Raw genomic sequence first — 20,125 nt, forward strand, 5'->3', positions numbered from 1 at the left:
TTATGGAAGCATTTTTCATATTTATCGCAAAATCCAGTGGACTATTAGTTTTGTTTTATTGTGCTTATTATTTTTTATTGCGCAAAGAGACTTTTTTTAATAGCAACAGATGGTTTTTATTGGCCGGATTAATCACTTCGGTCGTATTGCCTTTTTTGGTGTATACCAAAGATATTTGGGTTGATCCTACTCCGATGATAAATTTGAACCTTGCTCAAATAAATATTTCTGAACCGGTAAAAGAATCTTTTCAGATCAATTGGAATTATATCATTATCACTTTATATAGTATTGGTTTTCTTGCTTTTGTATTTAAATTTTTAATGGATTTTAAAAGTTTAAATACTCTTTTAAAAGGAAAAAAAGTATCTCAACAAGCTGATTTCAAATTTATTGATACTACAGAAAACATAGCGCCCTTCTCTTATTTTGATTATATCGTTTACAACTCATCAATGTATACGGTTATAGAATTAGAGAATATTATTGAACATGAAAAAGTACACAGCGAGCAAAATCATACTGTTGATGTGCTTATTTCGAGAGTTTTTTGCATCTTTTTTTGGTTCAATCCAATTGTGTGGCTCTATAAAAAAGCTATTACTCAAAATCTTGAGTTTATTGCCGATAAAGAAGCTGCGAAAAAAATCACCGACAAAAGAGCATATCAATACACTCTTTTAAAAATAACAACACATGAAAATTGTATTGCCATCACCAATCATTTTTATCAATCATTAATCAAAAAACGAATTGTTATGTTAAACAAAAATCAATCAAAAAAACGAAACTCCTGGAAGTTTTGCGTTGTTGTTCCGGCACTTGTTGCTTTTGTTCTTTTATTTCAAATTGAAACCGTTGCGCATGAAAAACCTCAAATTGTAACGACAAAAAGTAATTTAGGCGGAATGGATGTTTTTAAAATCACAAAAACAACTACAGATGGAGAATTCAATCAAAAAACAAAATTACTAAAGGAGAATTTTGATATTACAGCAAGTTTTTCAGATTTAGAAAGAAACTCGAAAGGCGAACTGACTGCTATTAAAATCGAATTAAAAAAAGGAAACGAAATTTCGAAACAAATGCAGGTTAAAGGAGATGATGCGATCAAAGCTTTTGCAATCATTGTCTCTACGCTTGAAAAAGGAAAATTAACTATCGATTTTAAAAGTGATGAATCATCAATTACCGATAACAATATACAGGCATTAAGTAATTCAGTTGCGGCCGGAGAAAAAGAGATTTTTATTAATGGCGAAAAATCAACTGAAGAGGATCTGGCAAAACTGGATTCTAAAGAAATCGAAAGTGTAGATGTTTCAAAAAAATCAGGTAAAACAATTATTACTGTTATTACCAAACATCTTACTGAGCCTTTTAAAATTACTGATAAAGAAATTTATATTAATGGTGTAAAATCGAACGAAAAAGAACTTTCTCTTTTAGATCAGAAAACAATTGACAAAGTTGATGTTAATACTAAAGAAAATACAATAAGCATCACTACAAAAACTGTAACCAGTACTTCTAATAACGGTACTGTAAAAACAAATTCGCAGGTTACAACAATAGTAAACCAACAGGAAAAACCGCTTGTAGTGATTAATGGTGATTTAGCAAGTCCTGATTTTGATACGAAAGATATGGATCCGAACAAAATTAGCAGTATAAATGTCCTGAAAGGAGAAAAAGCTACTGCAAAATATGGTTCGGACGGAAAAAATGGTGTAATAGAAATTACTACCAAAACTCCAACAGACAAAGATGGTAATGAAAAGAAGGTTTACAAAGGATATCCAATAATTAAAAGTAACAATAGCGAATCATCAACTACTACACAATCTGATAAAAAAGACAAACAATTAATAATTGTTGACGGAGTAATCGTAAAAGATAAAAGTCTGGGTGAATTAGATAAATTAGACATCAAAAAGATGGAAATTTTTAAAGGATCTGAAGCCGTAGCCAAATACGGTGAAAAAGGAAAAGACGGCGTAATTGTTATTACTACAAGAAAATAATTCAAAGCTTAGTTGTAATTAAACCTCCAAAAAGGATAAATAAATATTTATGGAAACACTCTTCACATTTATCGCAAAATCCACGGGTTTATTAGTATTGTTTTACTGTGCTTATTATTTTTTACTGCGCAAAGAGACTTTTTTTAATAGCAACAGATGGTTTTTATTAGCTGGATTAATTACTTCTATTGTATTACCTTTTGTTGTATATACCAAAACAGTTTGGGTCGATCCTACTCCGTTTTTGGTAAATGGTTCTCAAATTTATACGCCGGAACCTAACACTGTTGAATCTTTTACAATCGATTGGAACTTAGCTTTAATAGCAATTTATGTTATGGGTTTTCTGGGCTTTTTACTAAAGTTTGCTTTTGATTTTTATAGCCTGAATTCTGTACTAAAAGGTAAAAAAGTAAAACAACAAGCCGATTTTAAATTTGTAGACATCAACGAAAATATTGCTCCTTTCTCCTACTTTGATTATATCGTGTACAACTCATCACTGTACAGCGCATCAGAGTTAGAAAGTATTCTTGAACATGAAAAAGTACACAGCGAGCAAAATCATACTATAGATGTTTTAGTATCGAGAATCTTTTGTGTGTTGTTTTGGTTCAATCCAATTATTTGGCTGTATAAAAAAGCCATATTACAAAATCTGGAGTTTATTGCTGATAGCGAGGCTGCACAAAAAATATCCGACAAAAAAGCGTATCAATACACGCTTTTAAAAATAACAACACATGAAAATTGTGTTGCCATTACCAATCATTTTTATCAATCATTAATCAAAAAACGAATCATTATGTTAAACAAAAAACAATCAAAAAAGAGAAATTCCTGGAAGTTCTATGTGATCATTCCGGCACTGGTAGCTTTTGTCCTTTTATTTCAGATTGAAGTAATTGCAAAAGAAAGACAACAAATTCTAAAAGAAAATTCAGGAGAAATTGCGTCTGTTGATATTTACAAAGTCAAAAAGAATTCTACGGATGCTGAATTAAAAGAAATCAAAGAAAAATTAAAAACAATTCATAATATTGATTTTGAAGCTTCTGATATAAAAAGAAATGCTGAAAGCGATCTGACTTCGATTAAAATTGATATCAAAATTGGCAAGAACGAATCACAATCTATTCAGACTGGAGGAAGCAAGCCTATCAAAAATTTTGGAATAATCGTTACAACAGAGAAAGACGGCAGTAAAAAAGTAGGTTTTCAAACTGGCGATGAATCAGGTAAAGACCAACAAAATTCTACCAGTAAAACAATAACTATTAAACAAGACGCTAAAAGCAATACTAATTCTGCTAAAAATGCTAAAAATAATTCTACTTCTGATAAAAACACTAGTGCAAGTGCTAGTACTAATGTTGTAAATGCTGATGTAAATACTTCTTATAGCTATAATATAAATAGTAACATTAAGGACGGAACTGTTATTACAGTATCTTCTTCGGGTAGTGATAATGCGAAAAAATCAGATCCATTGGTAATTGTTGACGGTGTTGTAATTACTTCAAGTGCTGAAGATCTTCAAGAGCTTAATATCAAAACGATGAATGTTTTTAAAGGTCCTGAGGCTGCAAAAAAATATGGTGAAGAAGGTAAAAACGGAGTAATTGTAATCGAAACTAAAAAAGAATAGTTTCGGTTACTTAAAAAACTAAAATCATGCAAAAGTTAACCAATAAAGAAGAAGAAATCATGCACATTTTATGGAGGCTTAAAAAAGCATTCGTAAAAGAAATACAGGCAGAGATTACTGAAGAGCAGCCGCATTACAACACGCTTTCGACAATTGTTCGCAATCTTGAAGAGAAAGGTTTTGTAGGTCATAATGCTTTTGGAAACACGCATCAATATTATCCGGTAGTTACGTTGGAAGCATATAGTAAAAAGTATATGAATACCGCAATCGACAACTATTTTAATAGTTCTTATAAAAATATGGTTTCGTTTTTTGCGAAAGAAGAAAAAATTTCTGCAGCAGAATTACGCGAGATCTTAGCTATGATTGAAACTTCAAAAGAAGCAATATAATCGTTATGGAAGCACTTTTTATTTTTATCGCAAAATCAAGCGGATTGTTGGTTCTTTTTTATTTCGCTTATTACTTTTTATTGCGCAAGGAAACCTTTTTTAGCAGCAGCAGATGGTTTTTATTGGCAGGTTTGATAACCTCAGTAGTTTTACCATTTTTGGTATACAACAAGATTGTTTGGGTAGAGCCAAGTGCTGTTATTGAAGCTCCGGCTATAGAACAAAAAACTAACGCAGTAGTAAATTTAAACTTCTCTCATATTCCGCTTCATACTGTTCAAAATGAATCTTTTGAAATTAATTGGAATTATGTTCTGTTGGGGATTTATATTCTTGGCTTTATTGCTTTGGTAATAAAATTCGCCATTGATTTTTATAGCTTGAATACAGTTCTAAAAGGTAAAGAAGTACAACAACAAGCCGATTTTAAATTTGTAGATATTAACGAAAACATTGCTCCTTTTTCTTATTTTGATTACATCGTATACAACTCATCAATGTATACAGCTTCAGAATTAGAGAATATTATTGAACACGAAAAAGTACATAGTGATCAAAATCATACCGTAGATGTATTGATATCACGTGTTTTCTGTGTGCTTTTCTGGTTCAATCCCATCATTTGGCTGTACAAAAAAGCTATTCTGCAAAACCTTGAGTTTATTGCTGATAGTGAAGCTGCCAAAAAAATATCCGATAAAAAAGCGTATCAATACACGCTTTTAAAAATTACAACACATGAAACTTGTGTTGCTATTACCAATCATTTTTATCAATCATTAATCAAAAAACGAATCGTCATGTTAAACAAAAATCAATCAAAAAAGCGTAATTACTGGAAATATTACGCTATAATTCCGGCACTTGTAGCTTTTGTGCTTTTATTTCAAATTAATATTATCGCGCAAGAAAAAGAACAAAAAGCACATAAAGAAGTCGGTGAAAAACAAGATCCTGTTTATGTTTTTAAAATTCAGAAAAATACAACTGATCAGCAATTAAAAGAAATGGCTGAAAACTTAAAACAAAAACACAATATTGATGTTGTAATTTCTGATGTAAAAAGAAATAGCAAAAAAGAGTTAATCGCTATTAGAGTTGATATTCAAAAAGGAACAGAAGATTCACAAATACTGCAAATTGATGGTGACGAAGCTATCGCAAATTGTGGTATTGTAATCAACACTGAAAGTAATGGTGCTAAAAAAGTTGGCATTATTACAGAGGATGCCTCAGATAAAACAACGGTTGTTGGAAAGCATATGACACAACTAGGTCAGGCAAATGTTGTAAATGGCAATGTGTTATCTGCACCTTCTGCTCCACCTGTACCGCCAACTCCTCCTGTATTTCCTGGCGGAGCTATGCCGCAAGCGCCTAATGCCAATTTTAAAATTCCACCCCCTCCTACGCCTCCGTTAAATCATAAAGATAAAGCTGCAATGGCAAAATTCGAAAAGGAAATGGCTGATTTTGAGAAAAAAATGGCCGTTATCGAACCGCAAATATCAGCTTACGGAAAACAAGTAGATGAAATCATGTCACAAAAAGGAGCGATGTACGAGAAGGAAATGGCTAAATACGAACTTGCTATGGATAAATTTAATGCCGATATGGATAAATTTACTCAGGATATCGAGCAAAAGTATGGCAAAGACTCTAAAGCTTTTGAAGTAAACATGAAGCAATATGAACTTGACATGAAACAGCATGAAGTTGATATGAAGAAACTTGAAAAACACATGAAGCAATATGAGAAGGATATGAAACTTTATGAAAAAGAATTAAAAAGAAAAGAATTAGAGAGCAAAAAATCGTAATCAATATCCTTAAAGACATACATGAAAAACTCATTTTTTATAACATCTCTCCTATTGATTTTTAATTTGTCATTTAGTCAAAAAAATGAAGGTCGACTAATAGAACAAAAAATTGATACTTACATTAAAGAAGTAATACAAATAAACGAAATCCCGGGAGTAGCACTAGGCGTTGTAAAAAACGGTAAAGTTATTTATGAGAAGTATTTTGGAAAAGCTTCTCTTGAAGATCATAAAGCAGTGGATAAAAACACTGCTTTTAAACTCTTTTCTACAACAAAACTTATAACCAATATTGGTGTATTTCAGCTTATTGAAAAAGGCAAATTGTCATTAGAAGATCCTATTTCTAAATATATTGGAAATCTTCCTAAAGAATGGCAAACGATACAGATTAAAAATTTACTATCGCATTCTTCTGGGTTGCCTAATATTGTGATGTTCGAGGATATTAAAATTACAATGTCTTTTGATGAAAAAATGGCGATTTTATCTCAAAAACCAATGGAGTTTGCAACTGGAAATGAATACAGTTATAATCAAACCAACTATTTATTTTTAACCAAAATTATAGAGAAAATTACCGGTTTAACTTTTGAAGATTATATTCTGCAAAATCAATTTCCTGCAATACAATCAGGCGCTTATTTCTCTTCAAATTTTGGAGAAAATTTCCCTTATAGTGCTCCTCGCTATAATTATGATATCAAAACGAAGAATTATACAAAAAGCACTTCAAATTTTGGTTTTGATGCGCATTCTGCCAATGGCTTAAACATTACTTTACAGAACTTTATACAATGGAACGAAAATCTGGACAAAGATGTTTACCTCAATAAAGAAACTAAATATTCGATGTGGAAACCTTTTCAATTTGCTAACAACACAGACCGTTTTGCTTATGGCTGGGAAATTGTTCCGGTAAATAAAATTCTTTCGTACGGTTTTACAGGAGGAAATGAAACAGCGTTTAGAAAATTTCCTGATAATAAACTAACGATTGTATTTTTATCAAACGGGCACAAATATTCTTCTTTGTATGTTCAGAGTCAGGTGATCAACCACGTTGCATCAATTGTAGATCAATCATTAAAAGATGATTATTATCTCGCTGGCGAAAAGGTTAATCAGACTTTTTTAAAATTGAATATCGAAAAAGCAAAACAAAATTATTTGGCTATCAAAAAAAGTCATCCTGATTGGGATTTTCAATACCGACTCAATATTATTGGTTATACTTTGATGGATCACGGAAGAATCAATGACGGAATCAAAGTTTTAGAATTAAATACAATCGAAAATCCAAAATCCGGGAATGCATTTGACAGTTTAGCCGATGGTTATTTTAGAAACAATCAGTTCGAAATTTCAAAAGAAACCTATAAAAAGTCATTAGAATTAAAACCTGACAATGCAAATGCAAAAGAAATGCTGGATAAGATTGATAAACTCTTACAGCAGAAATCATAAATCAAGCTGAAACCTGAAAATCAACCAAAAAAGACTTTGCCTAACCGCAAGGTCTTTTTTTATATCTTTGCAAAAATTAAAATGCCATGTATAAAATTTTAGCCAAAATCAATAAAGTCCTTTTACCTAGTTTTACTAAACAAGGTTTAGACATTTCGAAAGCAAAAAAATGGCAAATGGCTATTATTGGTTATCGTGCTTTTGTTACAAAACGTGCCGTAGAATAATCAAATATCCCAATCCTTTATATAAAGAGTTGAACTTAATTTCAACAATCCCTCTTGAGAAAGAAATCATTTGCTTTGTCAATGCATTTTTTATCTCATCAATTATTTCTAATGAAAAACAAAGATTTTAATATCCCTCCTATTTACGCTGTGCTTTTAGCAATCGTTAGTGTGCAATGCGGAGCTGCAATTGCCAAAAGTTTATTTCCGGCTATTGGAGCTGCCGGAACAGCTTCTATCCGAATTGGATTCTCTGCTGTAATTTTATTATTGGCTTACAGACCAAATTTAAGAACAATTACGCCAAGACAATGGAAAATGGTTATTCCGTATGGTTTATGTTTAGGTGCGATGAATTTGGTTTTCTATTTAGCAATAGAAAGAATATCTATCGGATTAGCCGTTACGCTTGAATTCGTAGGGCCTTTATTAGTGGCTATAATTGGCTCAAAACGTTTGATTGATTATTGCTGGGTAATATTGGCCGCTATCGGAATCGCTTTAATTACTCCCTGGACAAATGAAGGTGTAGATCTTTTGGGAGTTCTCTTTGCGCTGTTGGCTGGTGCATTATGGGCAACCTATATTGTTTTGGGCGGGAAAGTTTCTCAAATTATGAATGATGGTCAGGCGGTATCAACCGGAATGTTATTTGCTGCTATTTTAATTTTGCCTTTCGGTTTCTACGAAAACGGTCTGGCAAATCTTACTCCTAAACTTTTTGGTATGGGTGTTGCCTTGGCTCTTTTATCAAGCGCGATTCCGTTTACACTCGAAATGAAAGCTTTAGGTCAGCTTCCTCCGCGAACATTTAGTATTTTAATGAGTTTAGAGCCAGCAGCGGCTTCTATATGTGCCTTTATATTCTTGCAGGAAAAACTCAATTTATATGAAATTCTGGCGGTATTTTGTGTTGTTATTGCTTCAGCCGGATCAACCTTGACAGCGAAAAGATAAACTGTAAAAATTATAAAATTAAAAATTCCAAATCCCAACATATAAAGTGGAATTTGGAATTTTTAATTTAATCTCCTTTTATTGAAACAGTGATTATTGTTTAGGTAATAATACTGTATCTACAACGTGAATTACACCATTAGATTGGTTTACATCTGCAATTGTAACTTTAGCTTTGTTTCCGCTTTCGTCACTGATGTATAAATCTTTTCCTTTCATCCATGCAGTTAGAGTACCACCGCTAACAGTTTTAAGAGTCGCTTTTCCTTTTCCTGCTTTAATTGCTTTAGCGATATCAGAAGCATTCATTTTTCCTGCAACAACATGATAGGTCAAGATCGTTTGCAACATTTTTTTGTTTTCTGGTTTCAATAAAGTTTCAACAGTTCCTTTTGGTAACTTATCAAACGCGGCATTTGTTGGGGCAAAAACGGTGAATGGTCCTTTACCTTCTAGTGTTTCAACTAATCCGGCAGCTTTTACAGCAGCTACTAATGTCGTATGATCTTTTGAGTTTACGGCATTTTCAATAATATTTTTGTTTGGGTACATTGCAGCTCCTCCAACCATTACAGTTTTTTGTGCAAATGATGTAAATCCAAATCCTAATGCTAAGATTGCTACGGCTAAAAATTTTCTAGTTTTCATAATTAATATTTTAAGTTATAAGCTCATTTACGCGGTAATAATTGTTTTGGTTTTATTAAATCTTTAAAAAAGTTTAAAAAACATTGAAACATCCTCAAAGATGACTGTAAAACAAGCGTTTAATACTTAAATTTATTTTTGATTATTTTTAAAAGCACATTGATCAATATGTTAAATTTATTGTTAACTTTAGTAAATCAATTTATCATTTATGGAAAATTTACCCAAAAAAGTTAGAAGTAAAAAGTTAAGTACAAGAGTTGATTTGACCGCAATGGTAAGTGTTTCTTTCTTGTTGATTATTTTTTTTATGGTTACGATTGAATTGGCGAAACCTAAAGCTATCGATTTTAATTTGCCTGATAATGAATGGACTTATAGGGGGACTTACATTAGCTGTGGTCCGGATGTAACTCGTATTGTAACCATTTTACTGGACGATAATAATAAAATCATTACGTATTCAGGACTTTTATTTACTCCTATAGTAGATCCAAAAGTATTAAATTATGGAAAAAATGGAATTCGTCAGGAACTTTTTGATAGAAGAAAAAATATAACAGAATATTCTACAGCAATTGGAAAGCCAAAAAACGGCCCTATTGTAATTATAAAACCAAGTAAAAAGTCAAATTTTAAAAACCTTGTAGATATTCTTGACGAAATGGCTATTGCTAATATTGACACTTATGCGATTATCAATGATTTTACTCCAGAGGAATCAAAATTATTAGCTTTAAAATAATTAATTCATAAAATCTATGCAAAACCTACCTAAAAAAATTAGAAGTAAAAAGTTAAGTGCAAGAGTTGATTTGACCGCAATGGTAAGTGTTTCTTTCTTGTTGATTATCTTTTTTATGGTTACGATTGAGTTGGCGAAACCAAAAGTTTTAGAATATGGAATGTCGGGTTGTGATGATTGCGGTGAGTATTTTGGCTGTAGACACATAGATGAAAACCGTATATTGACAATATTACTAGACGATAATGACGAAATGATTATTTATTCGGGACTAATTGATTATCCTACTGAAACTCCTAAAAAAATCAATTACAGTAAAAACGGAATTCGAAAAGAATTAATTCAAAAAAGTAAAATTGTGCTTGAATATTCTAAAAATATTGGAAAACCTAAAAATGGAATAATTGTAATTATTAAACCCTCTCAAAAATCTAATTACGGAAATCTAGTTAATATTTTAGATGAAATGAAGATACTAAACATTCAGAATTACAGCATTCTAAATGAATTTACTGCTGAAGAAGAAAAATTATTGGCAGTAAGATAAATATCTTTTAAAAACGACTGCCCTAGCCCTGATTGAAGTGGAAATCCTTTTTATTTTTTTCTTTAAAAAATAAAAAGATTGAAGCGGAAAGCAGGAAATAGCTCCTGAGAAAAAATAAAATTCAATGGTGAAATTCCAAATTTCAATTCATGAAAAGTTCTCGACTTCGCTCGAACTGACAACTGAGTAAAATCATTCCTCCTCGTAGCTACAAAATTAAAAAATCCGTTTTATATGCTTGTTTTCGCTTGCGAATCTGCATCATCCGCTTATTATATATCGCAAAGAGTAAAAAATACAAAGCAAAAAAAAGTCCCGCATTGCTGTGGGACTTCCTATTTAGAATTAAATTGTTATTTCTTGATAAATTTCATATTTGAACTTCCTTTATCCGATTTTACTTTTATAAAGTAATTACCTGTTCTAAGCTTTGAAACATCGATATTTGAGACTGTTTTTGCATTTGGAACCGCGATGACCAATTGCCCTAAAATGTCATAAATAGCAAACGATTGTATTTCTATATCTTGTTTAATAGTAATATTTAAAATGTCATTTGCAGGGTTTGGATATAACGTAAAATAATTAGAGAAATCAAAATCCTGAGTTGTTAATGATTTAAAAGTCGAAGTTGCTTTATTGGTTAAGATTGGAAAATTGTAATCGAAATAGATATTCGCATCATTTGTAAAAGAATCTCCGACTTTTAATGTTGGTTTTGTTTTAATTTTAAAAGCGACATAACCGTCATTATTGGCATCATCATAGGGAAGATTAATGTTTTCGAAAATAAATTCCACCTTATTCGTTTCTGAAATTTTAGTAATAAAAGAGTGGCTTGAACTTGTGGGAATTAAGGTAGAAATATCAAATTTAGATAAATCGATCATATCTTTTACTACAATATTTTGAGCCTTGTAAGTTCCTGTATTTTCAAAACGAATCATATAATGAACGTATTCTCCAATTAAACCAGGGGTAATTACTTCACCTTCAAGACAGGTTTTGTCGTTCGGATCATAAGATCCTACAGCGATTTGGCTTAAATTAAATATGTTATCTATTGGAGTTTCATCTGTATTCTCGGATGTTATTACAGCTATAAATTTCAAACCGTCACCATTCTTGACTGGTGGAGTTTCCATAGGTGAGTTTACATTTAAAGTAAATATAATTTCACGCGTTTCGAATGGTTTTAAATTAGAAAAATTCCATGATAAATTGTTTTCGGCTCTTGTAGTAGTTGCAGGATTTGCTGAAACAAAGTCTATAACTGCATCATCAAAAGTTAGATTTACTGAACCTGATTGTGTATTGTTTCCTTTATTTCTATAAACTATTTTATATACTACATCGAAACCTGGTCTTGTAGGTTGCAATGGCAGTAAAGAGATTTCTAAATCTGAATGAATACCATTGGCTTTGATACAAAAATCTTGTTGAATCGGACTAGTTTGCGCTGGGAAAGTGACAGTTGTATTTGCTGGAGATATATTAAAATACGTTTCATTCTCCAAAATTGGTGTAATAGTATAAGATCCTTTTTGTACTGAAATTGAATAATTTCCCAAATTATTAGATATTAAACTTCCTGTGGTCGCCCCGTTGGTAGTTTTAAATTTTACATTTGGAACACTTATATCTAAAGCGTCACAGCCATCATTGTTATTGTCTAATTTTAGATTTCCCTGAATCGAATAGAAAGTTCCGCCAGGTGAAAATGAACAATAAGCGTTTACATGACAATTGGTATAACCATATAACTCGATTGAACCTTGAAGACTGCTAAGTTGTAATTCATCTGCGCAAATGTATTTTAAGTTGGGATTGTCATAAAATGTGAAGCTTTTTTCATCGCTTCCATTTTTTACAAACAAACTTGTTAATTCATTTTTTTCACACCATAACGTGGTTAATACACTATTTTTACTCACATCCAGACTTGTAAGCTTATTGTCTTCGCAAAACAACTTTGTTAATTTGACATTATTACTAACATCTATACTCGTTAATTTATTTGAACTAATATCTAATTCCTGTAACAATACATTTTTACTTACATTTAAGTTTGTCAAATAATTACCATCACAAGATAAAACGGTTAATGCAGTATTTTTATTAACGTTTAAGCTCGTCAATTGAATCATATCACAACGTAAAGTAGTTAATGAGGTATTATTACTTATATCTAAACTTTTTAAAGGATTGCTTCCGCATAATAAAGTAATTAAAGCTTTATTATTAGTTAAATTCAGAATTGCTAATTTATTGTTACCACAAGATAATCGTTCAAGTGCAATGTTGTTAATTACATTTAAACTAGTCAATTTATTTTGAATACAATTCAGATAGGTTAAAGCAACATTCTTGGTGATATTTAAATTAGTTATTTCATTATAGTAGCAATTTAAATATGTTAGATTGATAAAAAACTCAATTCCACTTAAATTAGCAATTTTTGAAAGTGAAACATCCAATTCTTTAACGGCTAGAACTTCATTTTCCTCAATTTCACCATTGTTATTATTGTCAATCTTAAAATAATTACCCTCTAAATTTTTGGCAATTTTGTTAGCATCACTAGCCTCTAGTAACTTAGTTTTAAAATTCGCGTCAGCAAAATTAATAACCTGCCCATTCAAACCATTAAAAAAAAATAAAGCCGAAACTAAAAAGTAGATTTTTTTCATAAAGTGGTATTTTGAAACAAAAATAACTTTTTATGATTATAACACAACTTTATTTGTTAAAATATCTTAAAATCAAAACTATAAAGCAAAAAAAAGTCCCACATTGCTGTGGGACTTTCTATTTAGAGGAAACTAAGAATTATTTTTTCTCAGTTTTTTCCATTTTAGCTTTTAATGCAGCTAATACATCATTGTTATCTCCTAAAGTTGCAGCTGGTGCATTTGTAGAAGAGTTAGATGAAGTATTTTCAGTTGCAGCTTTCACGTTTTTCTCTTCTTCTTCACGGAAGATAGCGGTGTGAGAAGCAACTACTCTTTTGAATTCTTTGTTGAATTCGATTACTTTGAAATCAGCAGTATCACCTTTTTTCAATTTCTTTCCGTCTTCTTTTTCAAGGTGACGAGTAGGAATGAAAGCAACGATATCATCTCCGAATTCTACAGTAGCTCCTTTGTCAACTATTTCAGAAATCTCACCATTGTGGATAGTTCCTACAGCGAAAGAATCTTCGTATTGATCCCAAGGATTAGCAGTAGTTTGTTTGTGACCTAAAGATAATTTACGTCCTTCAACATCTAATTCTAATACAACTACATCAAGTTTTTCACCAACATTTACAAATTCAGATGGGTGTTTGATTTTCTTAGTCCAAGAAAGGTCAGAAATATAGATTAATCCATCAATTCCTTCTTCTAATTCTACGAAAATACCAAAGTTTGTAAAGTTTCTAACGATACCTGTATGTTTAGAACCTACTGGGTATTTAGAAGTAATATCAGTCCATGGATCTTGAGTCAATTGTTTGATACCTAATGACATCTTACGATCGTCTCTATCTAAAGTTAAGATAACAGCTTCAACAACATCTCCAACTTTTACGAAATCTTGTGCAGAACGTAAGTGAGTTGACCATGACATTTCAGAAACGTGGATTAAACCTTCAACACCTTCTGCAACTTCGATAAATGCACCGTAATCAGCGATTACAACTACTTTACCTTTTACTTTATCACCAATAGTTAAATTAGCATCTAAAGCATCCCATGGGTGAGCGTTTAATTGTTTCAATCCTAATTGAATTCTTGTTTTCTCATCATCGAAATCAAGGATTACAACGTTTAATTTTTGGTCTAATTCAAGAACTTCACTTGGGTGGTTGATTCTACTCCAAGAAAGGTCAGTAATGTGAATTAATCCGTCAACACCACCTAAGTCAATAAACACACCATAAGAAGTAATGTTTTTAACAACACCTTCTAATACTTGTCCTTTTTGTAATTGACCGATGATTTCTTTTTTCTGTACTTCAATATCAGCCTCGATAAGAGCTTTGTGAGATACAACAACGTTTTTGAATTCGTGGTTAATTTTTACCACTTTGAATTCCATCATTTTGTTTACGTATACATCGTAGTCTCTAATTGGCTTAACGTCAATTTGAGATCCTGGTAAGAAAGCTTCAATTCCGAAAACGTCAACGATCATACCGCCTTTAGTTCTGCATTTTACAAAACCATTAACGATTTCTCCAGTTTCGTTTGCAGAAATAACTCTATCCCATGATTTAATAGTACGTGCTTTTCTGTGAGATAATACTAATTGACCTGTTTTGTCCTCACGGATGTCGATTAATACTTCTACTTTGTCACCAACTTTTAAGTTTGGGTTGTAACGGAATTCGTTTAAAGAAATAACACCTTCCGATTTTGCATTGATATCAACGATAACGTCTCTATCTGTAATTCTAACAACTACACCTTCAACTACTTCTTCTTGATCTGTAGCGATGAAAGTTTTTGATACTAAGTCTTCGAATTCTTGTAAGTTTTTCTCATCTACTGCATCGATACCTTCTTCGAAGTTATGCCAGTTAAAATTTGCTAAAAACTCTTCTTGTGATTTTAATTGTTCAGACATGCTGATAAAAAATTTGTATTCTGCTTTTCTCGAGTTTCATAAAGCGATAGAAAAAACAGAAGTTGTTTTACATAAATAGTTGATACCTAATGGAAACTCTTCTCTGCCAAAAGGTTTGCAAAATTACTACATTTATTTGTAATAGCAAAACAATTCTATATGATAATCAGCTTATTGATCAGGAGCAGCAAATTTAAGGGTTTTCAGTGCGTAATGTCCCGCTTTCGCTCCTATCTTTTATGGCGAACACCGCCATAAAAGGATAACCACTCTATCGGGGCTAGATTAGAAGTTTTACCGTTTTCAACAACCCTACTTGTCAGGCTGAGCGAAGTCGAAGCCCTTTGCTGCTAAAGTTTACGATGCTCAGCTATCTTTGTCAAAGTTTCAAACTTTGACAAAGATTTGATCCGTAATCAGAACAAACCCGACAGGTTTTAAAAACCTGTCGGGTTTAACCTTAGATTTCCAACACTTATAATCTTTAAAAACCTATTAAACTTTTAAGTTTTACAAATAAATCATGAATCATTCTCCGCACATTTTCTTGTTCTAACGGAGTTGAACTTTCGTATAACAAAAACGTAATAAACAACACCAACAATACATAAAACAGTACTAAAAGCACGTCAAAAAATACTGACTTAGGATAAAAAGTATAATCCTTATTATTGATTGAGTTTGCAATAAAGATCCAGGGATTTATGGTGAGATCAGGCCTGTAATGCGCTAAACCCAATAAAAATGCTCGAATCAACTCTCCTCTATTAGTATAAATACCACCAAAAAGATGACTCGAAGTAAAATATTCGCTATGGATAATTTCCTTTTCATTTACTTTAATCCTCCAAAAAAGTTTCGTTATACTACCTCCTTCTGACCTTACTCCTCTTGAATTATAGCTCAAACAATCAATATCAAATTTTGCAATATAAATTCCTTTTTGTTTCCCTAAAGGCCTTTCTGTAAATTGACTCCACAGCAACTCATTAACAATCGTATTATTGAATCTGTTAAAATAATGAACTCCTTTTTCATCTATTATAGTAGTGGTATATCGTTTCCCTCTTTCGTAGACTACCTTATATATAAAAAAGCCTATTGCGCCGGCAATGGATAGCACCAAAATAATTATACCTAAAATCTCTTTTCCGGACATTAAAGGTTCTGTAAATAATTCCACTATCAAGTAAGCGATAAGACAAGCCCCTGCTAATGCAAGCGCCAGAACAAAAACACCAGTAGTAAAGTCCCAAAATGTATTAGAAACCGAACGAACATTACGAAACGGAGGAAGAGAATTCTTGTATTGAGATAGCATATTGCAATTTTACAGGCAAATGTACAACCTTTAAATTGTAAATAAAAACCTATAAAAAATATCAATTTAAAATATAAATGTAAATTTATATAGAACTTTAATCCCTTATTATAATCTTACGACCATGACACTTGATGAAATAAAACTAAAAATAAACACTTTCCATAAAAACGGACAAGTTATCAATGCTATTTATTGGTTATTAAAAAAGTACAATCTCAAAAATGCTAAATTAAAAGGATTTGAGTTTAGAGAAATTGCTAAACCCGATTTTATCCTCATGACAACTGAAGGTGATTTTGGCGAACCTCAAATCATTCGTATTCCTGAAAACACTTTCGAATTTCCGCTAGAATTAATGCTTGTTTTAATCGCTCACGAATTGGTTCACGTCAATCAGAAAACAATAAAACCTTATGTTTTAGATAAAAATGAACGAGAATGGCAGGCTTATTACGAAATAAACTTTCATGTTCAGTTTCCGCAAATTCCCGAAATATCCAACTTTCACAAAAAATTCTTCGCTAATAAAGGTCTTGAATACTACAACCGAATGGGAGAAGGCTCTGAACTTCAGCAAAAATACGCCCAACAAAAAAAACAAGTAGAAGATTTGATTGCTTCTCTAAAATAAATTTTCCACATTCATCATTAAAAAAGAAAATCCCGTTTTCAATACATCGAAAACGGGATTTTATATATAATTATAGAGATCTTAATGACTTAAATTCTCTATTTCTTTAGGATCGTGTTTGTGTTTAAATAAAATCGCAAAAGCAATTGCAATAACCAATGCATAAGCTGCAAATGACAACCAGATCGTATGCCAGTCTTTCATTAAAATCGGATTTGCAAAAATTCCGTCTGTAGAAACTGAATTTCCCTGACTTTTTACAAAATCTAACATTTTAGAATTAGTAGTATCTGTTTGTAAAAATCCTGCCAATTCAGTTGTATTGCTGAACGTTTTTGTAAAGAAACGATCAATTGCCCAACCTGAAGTTAAACTTCCTAAAACTGCTCCTACTCCATTAGTCATCATCATGAATAAACCCTGAGCTGATGAACGTATTTTAGAATCGGTATTGCTTTCTACGAATAAAGAACCTGAGATATTAAAGAAATCAAATGCCATTCCGTATACAATACAAGATAAAATGATCATCCATAAACCTCCTACAGGATCTCCAAAAGCAAACAAACCAAAACGCAATACCCAAGCCAGCATACTGATTAACATTACTTGTTTGATTCCAAAACGTCTTAAGAAAAACGGAATCGCTAAAATGAATAACGTTTCTGATACCTGAGAAATCGACATAATAATAGTCGAATATTGAATTACGAATGAATCTGCATATTTAGGAAAATGTTTAAATTCATCTAAAAATACATCTCCGTAAGCATTTGTTAACTGCAAAGCTCCTCCTAAAAACATAGAAAACACAAAGAACAATGCCATTTTATAATTTCCAAACAACTTAAAAGCTTCTAAACCTAAAGTTTCTGTTATTGTAGCGTCTTCTTTAGTTAAACGCTGTGGTTTACATTTTGGTAATGTAAAAGCATAAATTCCAAGAACTAAAGCTCCAACTCCCGCAATATAAAACTGATATTCCGTTGCTTTACTTCCACTTAAATTAGTAATCCACATTGCGGCAATAAAACCGATAGTTCCCCACACACGAATAGGTGGAAAATCTTTTACAATGTTTTTATTATTTAATTTTAGCGAAGTGTAGGATATCGAATTGCTTAAAGCAATTGTAGGCATATAGCAACACATTGCAGCAAACATTACATAAATAAAATTATCCGGTGTAGTTACTTGTGCGATACCAAATAAAACTAAAGCATAAATTATATGAAGAAAACCATATAATTTTTCGGCATTTACCCATCTGTCAGCAATAATTCCGGTAAGAGTAGGCATGAATAAAGATGCAATTCCCATGGTTCCGAAAACGAGACCAAACTGGGTTCCTTCCCAATTTTTTGTTCCAAACCAATAATTTCCAATTGTTATAAGCCAGGCTCCCCAAACAAAAAATTGAAGAAAGCTCATTATAATCAACCTGTTTTTAATTCCCATATGATGAAATTGTCTTTAAAATATAAATGAAGCGGTAAAACTACCATTAAAATAAATAATCTACAAAATTTAATTCGTTTTTACAACATCATTTACCAATTCTAAAACAGCGGAGAACTGCTCTTCCCTGCTTAAGTAAGAATTATCTATTTCTATCGCATCATCGGCAATCACTAAAGGAGAATCTTCGCGATGTGTATCGATATGATCTCTCTCTACTACATTTTTTAAAACATCTTCATACGATACATTATCCCCTTTTTGCTGTAATTCATCAAAACGTCTTTGCGCACGGGTTTCGGCGCTTGCTGTCATGAAAATTTTAAGTTCGGCGTTCGGAAAAACTACTGTTCCTATATCTCTTCCGTCCATCACAATAGCAGCATTTTTTCCCATTTCCTGTTGTTGTTCTACCAATTTAGAACGCACTTCAGAAACTTCTGCTACTTTACTTACAAAATTTGAAACCTCGATAGTTCTGATTTGTTTTTCTACATTTTCACCGTTCAGATACATTTCTCCAAAACCTAAATCTGTATTAAACTTAAATTCTAACAGAATTTTAGGTAATGCTTCTTTTAAGGCATTTTTATCAAAAAAGTCACTTCCTATAAACTGATTTTGCATTGCGAAATAAGCAACGGCACGATACATCGCTCCGGTATCTACATAAACATATTCAAGCTCTTTTGCTAGTTGTTTTGCTAAAGTGCTTTTTCCTGTTGATGAGAATCCATCAATAGCAATGGTAATTTTTTTCATTTTTGTTTTAATTTAATTCATTATGCTTTTGCCATACAAATTCAATCCTTTTCAGCCGTATCTTCATTGTACTTTCTAAATCATTCTGCGAATATAAAACAGTATTGAACAGAAGTAAAAATAAAATACAGGATTTAATTAACTTTTATTAAAGGAAGATTTTAAAATGAACGCAAAAAAAATTATCAGTAAAAAAAATATTTACTGATAATAGTATTATTCAACGTAAAGTTTATTTATTTTTTTGTTATTGAGTCACAATTAATAGTAAACATCAAGAATAATCTTAGACTTTGAACTGTCGATTATTTTTTCGATTCTTTTAAAAAATTGTTCGTTTACCATTGGACATCCATGACTATTGCTAATATAATAGTCCTGCTCTTCATAAGGAACTGCAGAGTAATAATGCAAAACGATAGCTCTTTTTAAAGCATTATTATTTGTTTCGTCCAGACCGTTTAATTTATAAGATTTTCCAAATCCGCCTTTGTAACAGCTTTCTATAACATATCTGCCCAATGCAGTGCAGTTTGAATTTGGTGTATTGCTAAATCTTAAGCTTCCCTTTACTCCGGTTTCAGATCCCGAACCATGAGCTACCAATCCCTGATCTAAAATTTTATTGTTTACAAGGTCGTAAACAAAAAAACGATTTTTACCTGATGGTATTCTCATATCAACAAAAAAAGCGATTTTAGTATTGTATTTAGGATCAATACTAATCATATTTTTTATCTCGCTAATTCTGGTATTCATTCTTTCTACTTCAAGAGTAGACATAACTTCTTTTTTATAGTAGTGTTTTGTACCCGTAAAAAACCCCACAGTCATGAACAAAAACAAACTGAATATTTTCAT

At 31.6% G+C, this 20,125-nt stretch carries 17 protein-coding genes; 10 read left to right on the top strand and 7 right to left on the bottom strand.

Annotated elements, in window-relative coordinates; genetic code table 11:
- The first annotated feature begins 2 nt into the window (after positions 1-2).
- The 7 genes from L0669_RS17250 to L0669_RS17280 all read left to right on the top strand — a co-directional run bounded on the left by L0669_RS17250 (position 3) and on the right by L0669_RS17280 (position 8,541).
- Positions 3-2,024, top strand: a complete 2,022-nt coding sequence (locus L0669_RS17250) for a M56 family metallopeptidase (RefSeq protein WP_263759024.1) — start codon at positions 3-5, stop codon at positions 2,022-2,024.
- 49 nt (positions 2,025-2,073) lie between these two features.
- The gene (locus L0669_RS17255) at positions 2,074-3,672 is read left to right on the top strand and encodes a M56 family metallopeptidase (RefSeq protein WP_263759026.1); all 1,599 of its coding nucleotides are present in this window, start codon (positions 2,074-2,076) and stop codon (positions 3,670-3,672) included.
- Between the two features lie 26 nt (positions 3,673-3,698).
- Entirely contained in the window at positions 3,699-4,067 is a 369-nt protein-coding gene (locus L0669_RS17260) for a BlaI/MecI/CopY family transcriptional regulator (protein WP_173973122.1), read from the top strand.
- A gap of 5 nt (positions 4,068-4,072) precedes the next feature.
- The gene (locus tag L0669_RS17265; protein ID WP_263759027.1) at positions 4,073-5,887 is read left to right on the top strand and encodes a M56 family metallopeptidase; all 1,815 of its coding nucleotides are present in this window, start codon (positions 4,073-4,075) and stop codon (positions 5,885-5,887) included.
- A gap of 21 nt (positions 5,888-5,908) precedes the next feature.
- A complete protein-coding gene (locus L0669_RS17270; RefSeq protein ID WP_263759029.1) occupies positions 5,909-7,357 on the top strand; it encodes a serine hydrolase in 1,449 nt (482 codons plus the stop codon).
- Positions 7,358-7,443: 86 nt separating this feature from the next.
- Positions 7,444-7,584, top strand: coding sequence for an SsrA-binding protein (locus L0669_RS17275; protein ID WP_173973125.1), 141 nt, complete (start codon positions 7,444-7,446; stop codon positions 7,582-7,584).
- Between the two features lie 111 nt (positions 7,585-7,695).
- Positions 7,696-8,541: an EamA family transporter gene (locus L0669_RS17280; protein ID WP_263759030.1), complete on the top strand. Its 846-nt coding sequence runs from the start codon at positions 7,696-7,698 to the stop codon at positions 8,539-8,541.
- Between the two features lie 93 nt (positions 8,542-8,634).
- Here L0669_RS17280 and L0669_RS17285 read toward each other — a convergent pair whose 3' ends face one another.
- A complete protein-coding gene (locus tag L0669_RS17285) occupies positions 8,635-9,189 on the bottom strand; it encodes a fasciclin domain-containing protein (protein WP_173973127.1) in 555 nt (184 codons plus the stop codon).
- Between the two features lie 211 nt (positions 9,190-9,400).
- Here L0669_RS17285 and L0669_RS17290 point away from each other — a divergent pair, with 211 nt between their 5' ends.
- Together L0669_RS17290 and L0669_RS17295 are read left to right on the top strand one after the other, a co-directional pair.
- Positions 9,401-9,934 (top strand): ExbD/TolR family protein, encoded by a 534-nt coding sequence (locus tag L0669_RS17290; RefSeq protein ID WP_263759031.1) that lies wholly within the window; start codon positions 9,401-9,403, stop codon positions 9,932-9,934.
- A 16-nt stretch (positions 9,935-9,950) separates the two neighbouring features.
- A complete protein-coding gene (locus tag L0669_RS17295; protein ID WP_263759032.1) occupies positions 9,951-10,481 on the top strand; it encodes an ExbD/TolR family protein in 531 nt (176 codons plus the stop codon).
- A gap of 353 nt (positions 10,482-10,834) precedes the next feature.
- Here the strand turns inward: L0669_RS17295 and L0669_RS17300 are convergent, their stop codons facing one another.
- From L0669_RS17300 to L0669_RS17310, 3 genes are all read right to left on the bottom strand, one after another.
- Positions 10,835-13,171, bottom strand: a complete 2,337-nt coding sequence (locus L0669_RS17300; protein WP_263759033.1) for a DUF7619 domain-containing protein — start codon at positions 13,169-13,171, stop codon at positions 10,835-10,837.
- A gap of 139 nt (positions 13,172-13,310) precedes the next feature.
- Positions 13,311-15,089 carry a 30S ribosomal protein S1 gene (rpsA, locus tag L0669_RS17305; RefSeq protein ID WP_056253708.1) on the bottom strand — a complete coding sequence of 593 codons (1,779 nt, stop codon included), beginning with the start codon at positions 15,087-15,089 and terminating at the stop codon, positions 13,311-13,313.
- 484 nt (positions 15,090-15,573) lie between these two features.
- The gene (locus L0669_RS17310) at positions 15,574-16,410 is read right to left on the bottom strand and encodes a hypothetical protein (RefSeq protein WP_263759035.1); all 837 of its coding nucleotides are present in this window, start codon (positions 16,408-16,410) and stop codon (positions 15,574-15,576) included.
- A 124-nt stretch (positions 16,411-16,534) separates the two neighbouring features.
- On the opposite strand from L0669_RS17310, the gene L0669_RS17315 reads away from it, so the two are divergent.
- Positions 16,535-17,044, top strand: a complete 510-nt coding sequence (locus L0669_RS17315) for a hypothetical protein (protein WP_263759037.1) — start codon at positions 16,535-16,537, stop codon at positions 17,042-17,044.
- 81 nt (positions 17,045-17,125) lie between these two features.
- Here the strand turns inward: L0669_RS17315 and L0669_RS17320 are convergent, their stop codons facing one another.
- The 3 genes from L0669_RS17320 to L0669_RS17330 form a co-directional block, all read right to left on the bottom strand.
- On the bottom strand, positions 17,126-18,502 hold the full coding sequence (locus L0669_RS17320) for a nucleoside permease (RefSeq protein WP_263759038.1): 1,377 nt from the start codon (positions 18,500-18,502) through the stop codon (positions 17,126-17,128).
- A 69-nt stretch (positions 18,503-18,571) separates the two neighbouring features.
- Positions 18,572-19,264 (bottom strand): (d)CMP kinase, encoded by a 693-nt coding sequence (gene cmk, locus L0669_RS17325; RefSeq protein WP_173973134.1) that lies wholly within the window; start codon positions 19,262-19,264, stop codon positions 18,572-18,574.
- Positions 19,265-19,525: 261 nt separating this feature from the next.
- The gene (locus L0669_RS17330; RefSeq protein WP_173973135.1) at positions 19,526-20,125 is read right to left on the bottom strand and encodes a murein L,D-transpeptidase catalytic domain-containing protein; all 600 of its coding nucleotides are present in this window, start codon (positions 20,123-20,125) and stop codon (positions 19,526-19,528) included.

The organism is Flavobacterium bizetiae, assembly GCF_024271895.1.
Taxonomy (GTDB): domain Bacteria; phylum Bacteroidota; class Bacteroidia; order Flavobacteriales; family Flavobacteriaceae; genus Flavobacterium; species Flavobacterium bizetiae.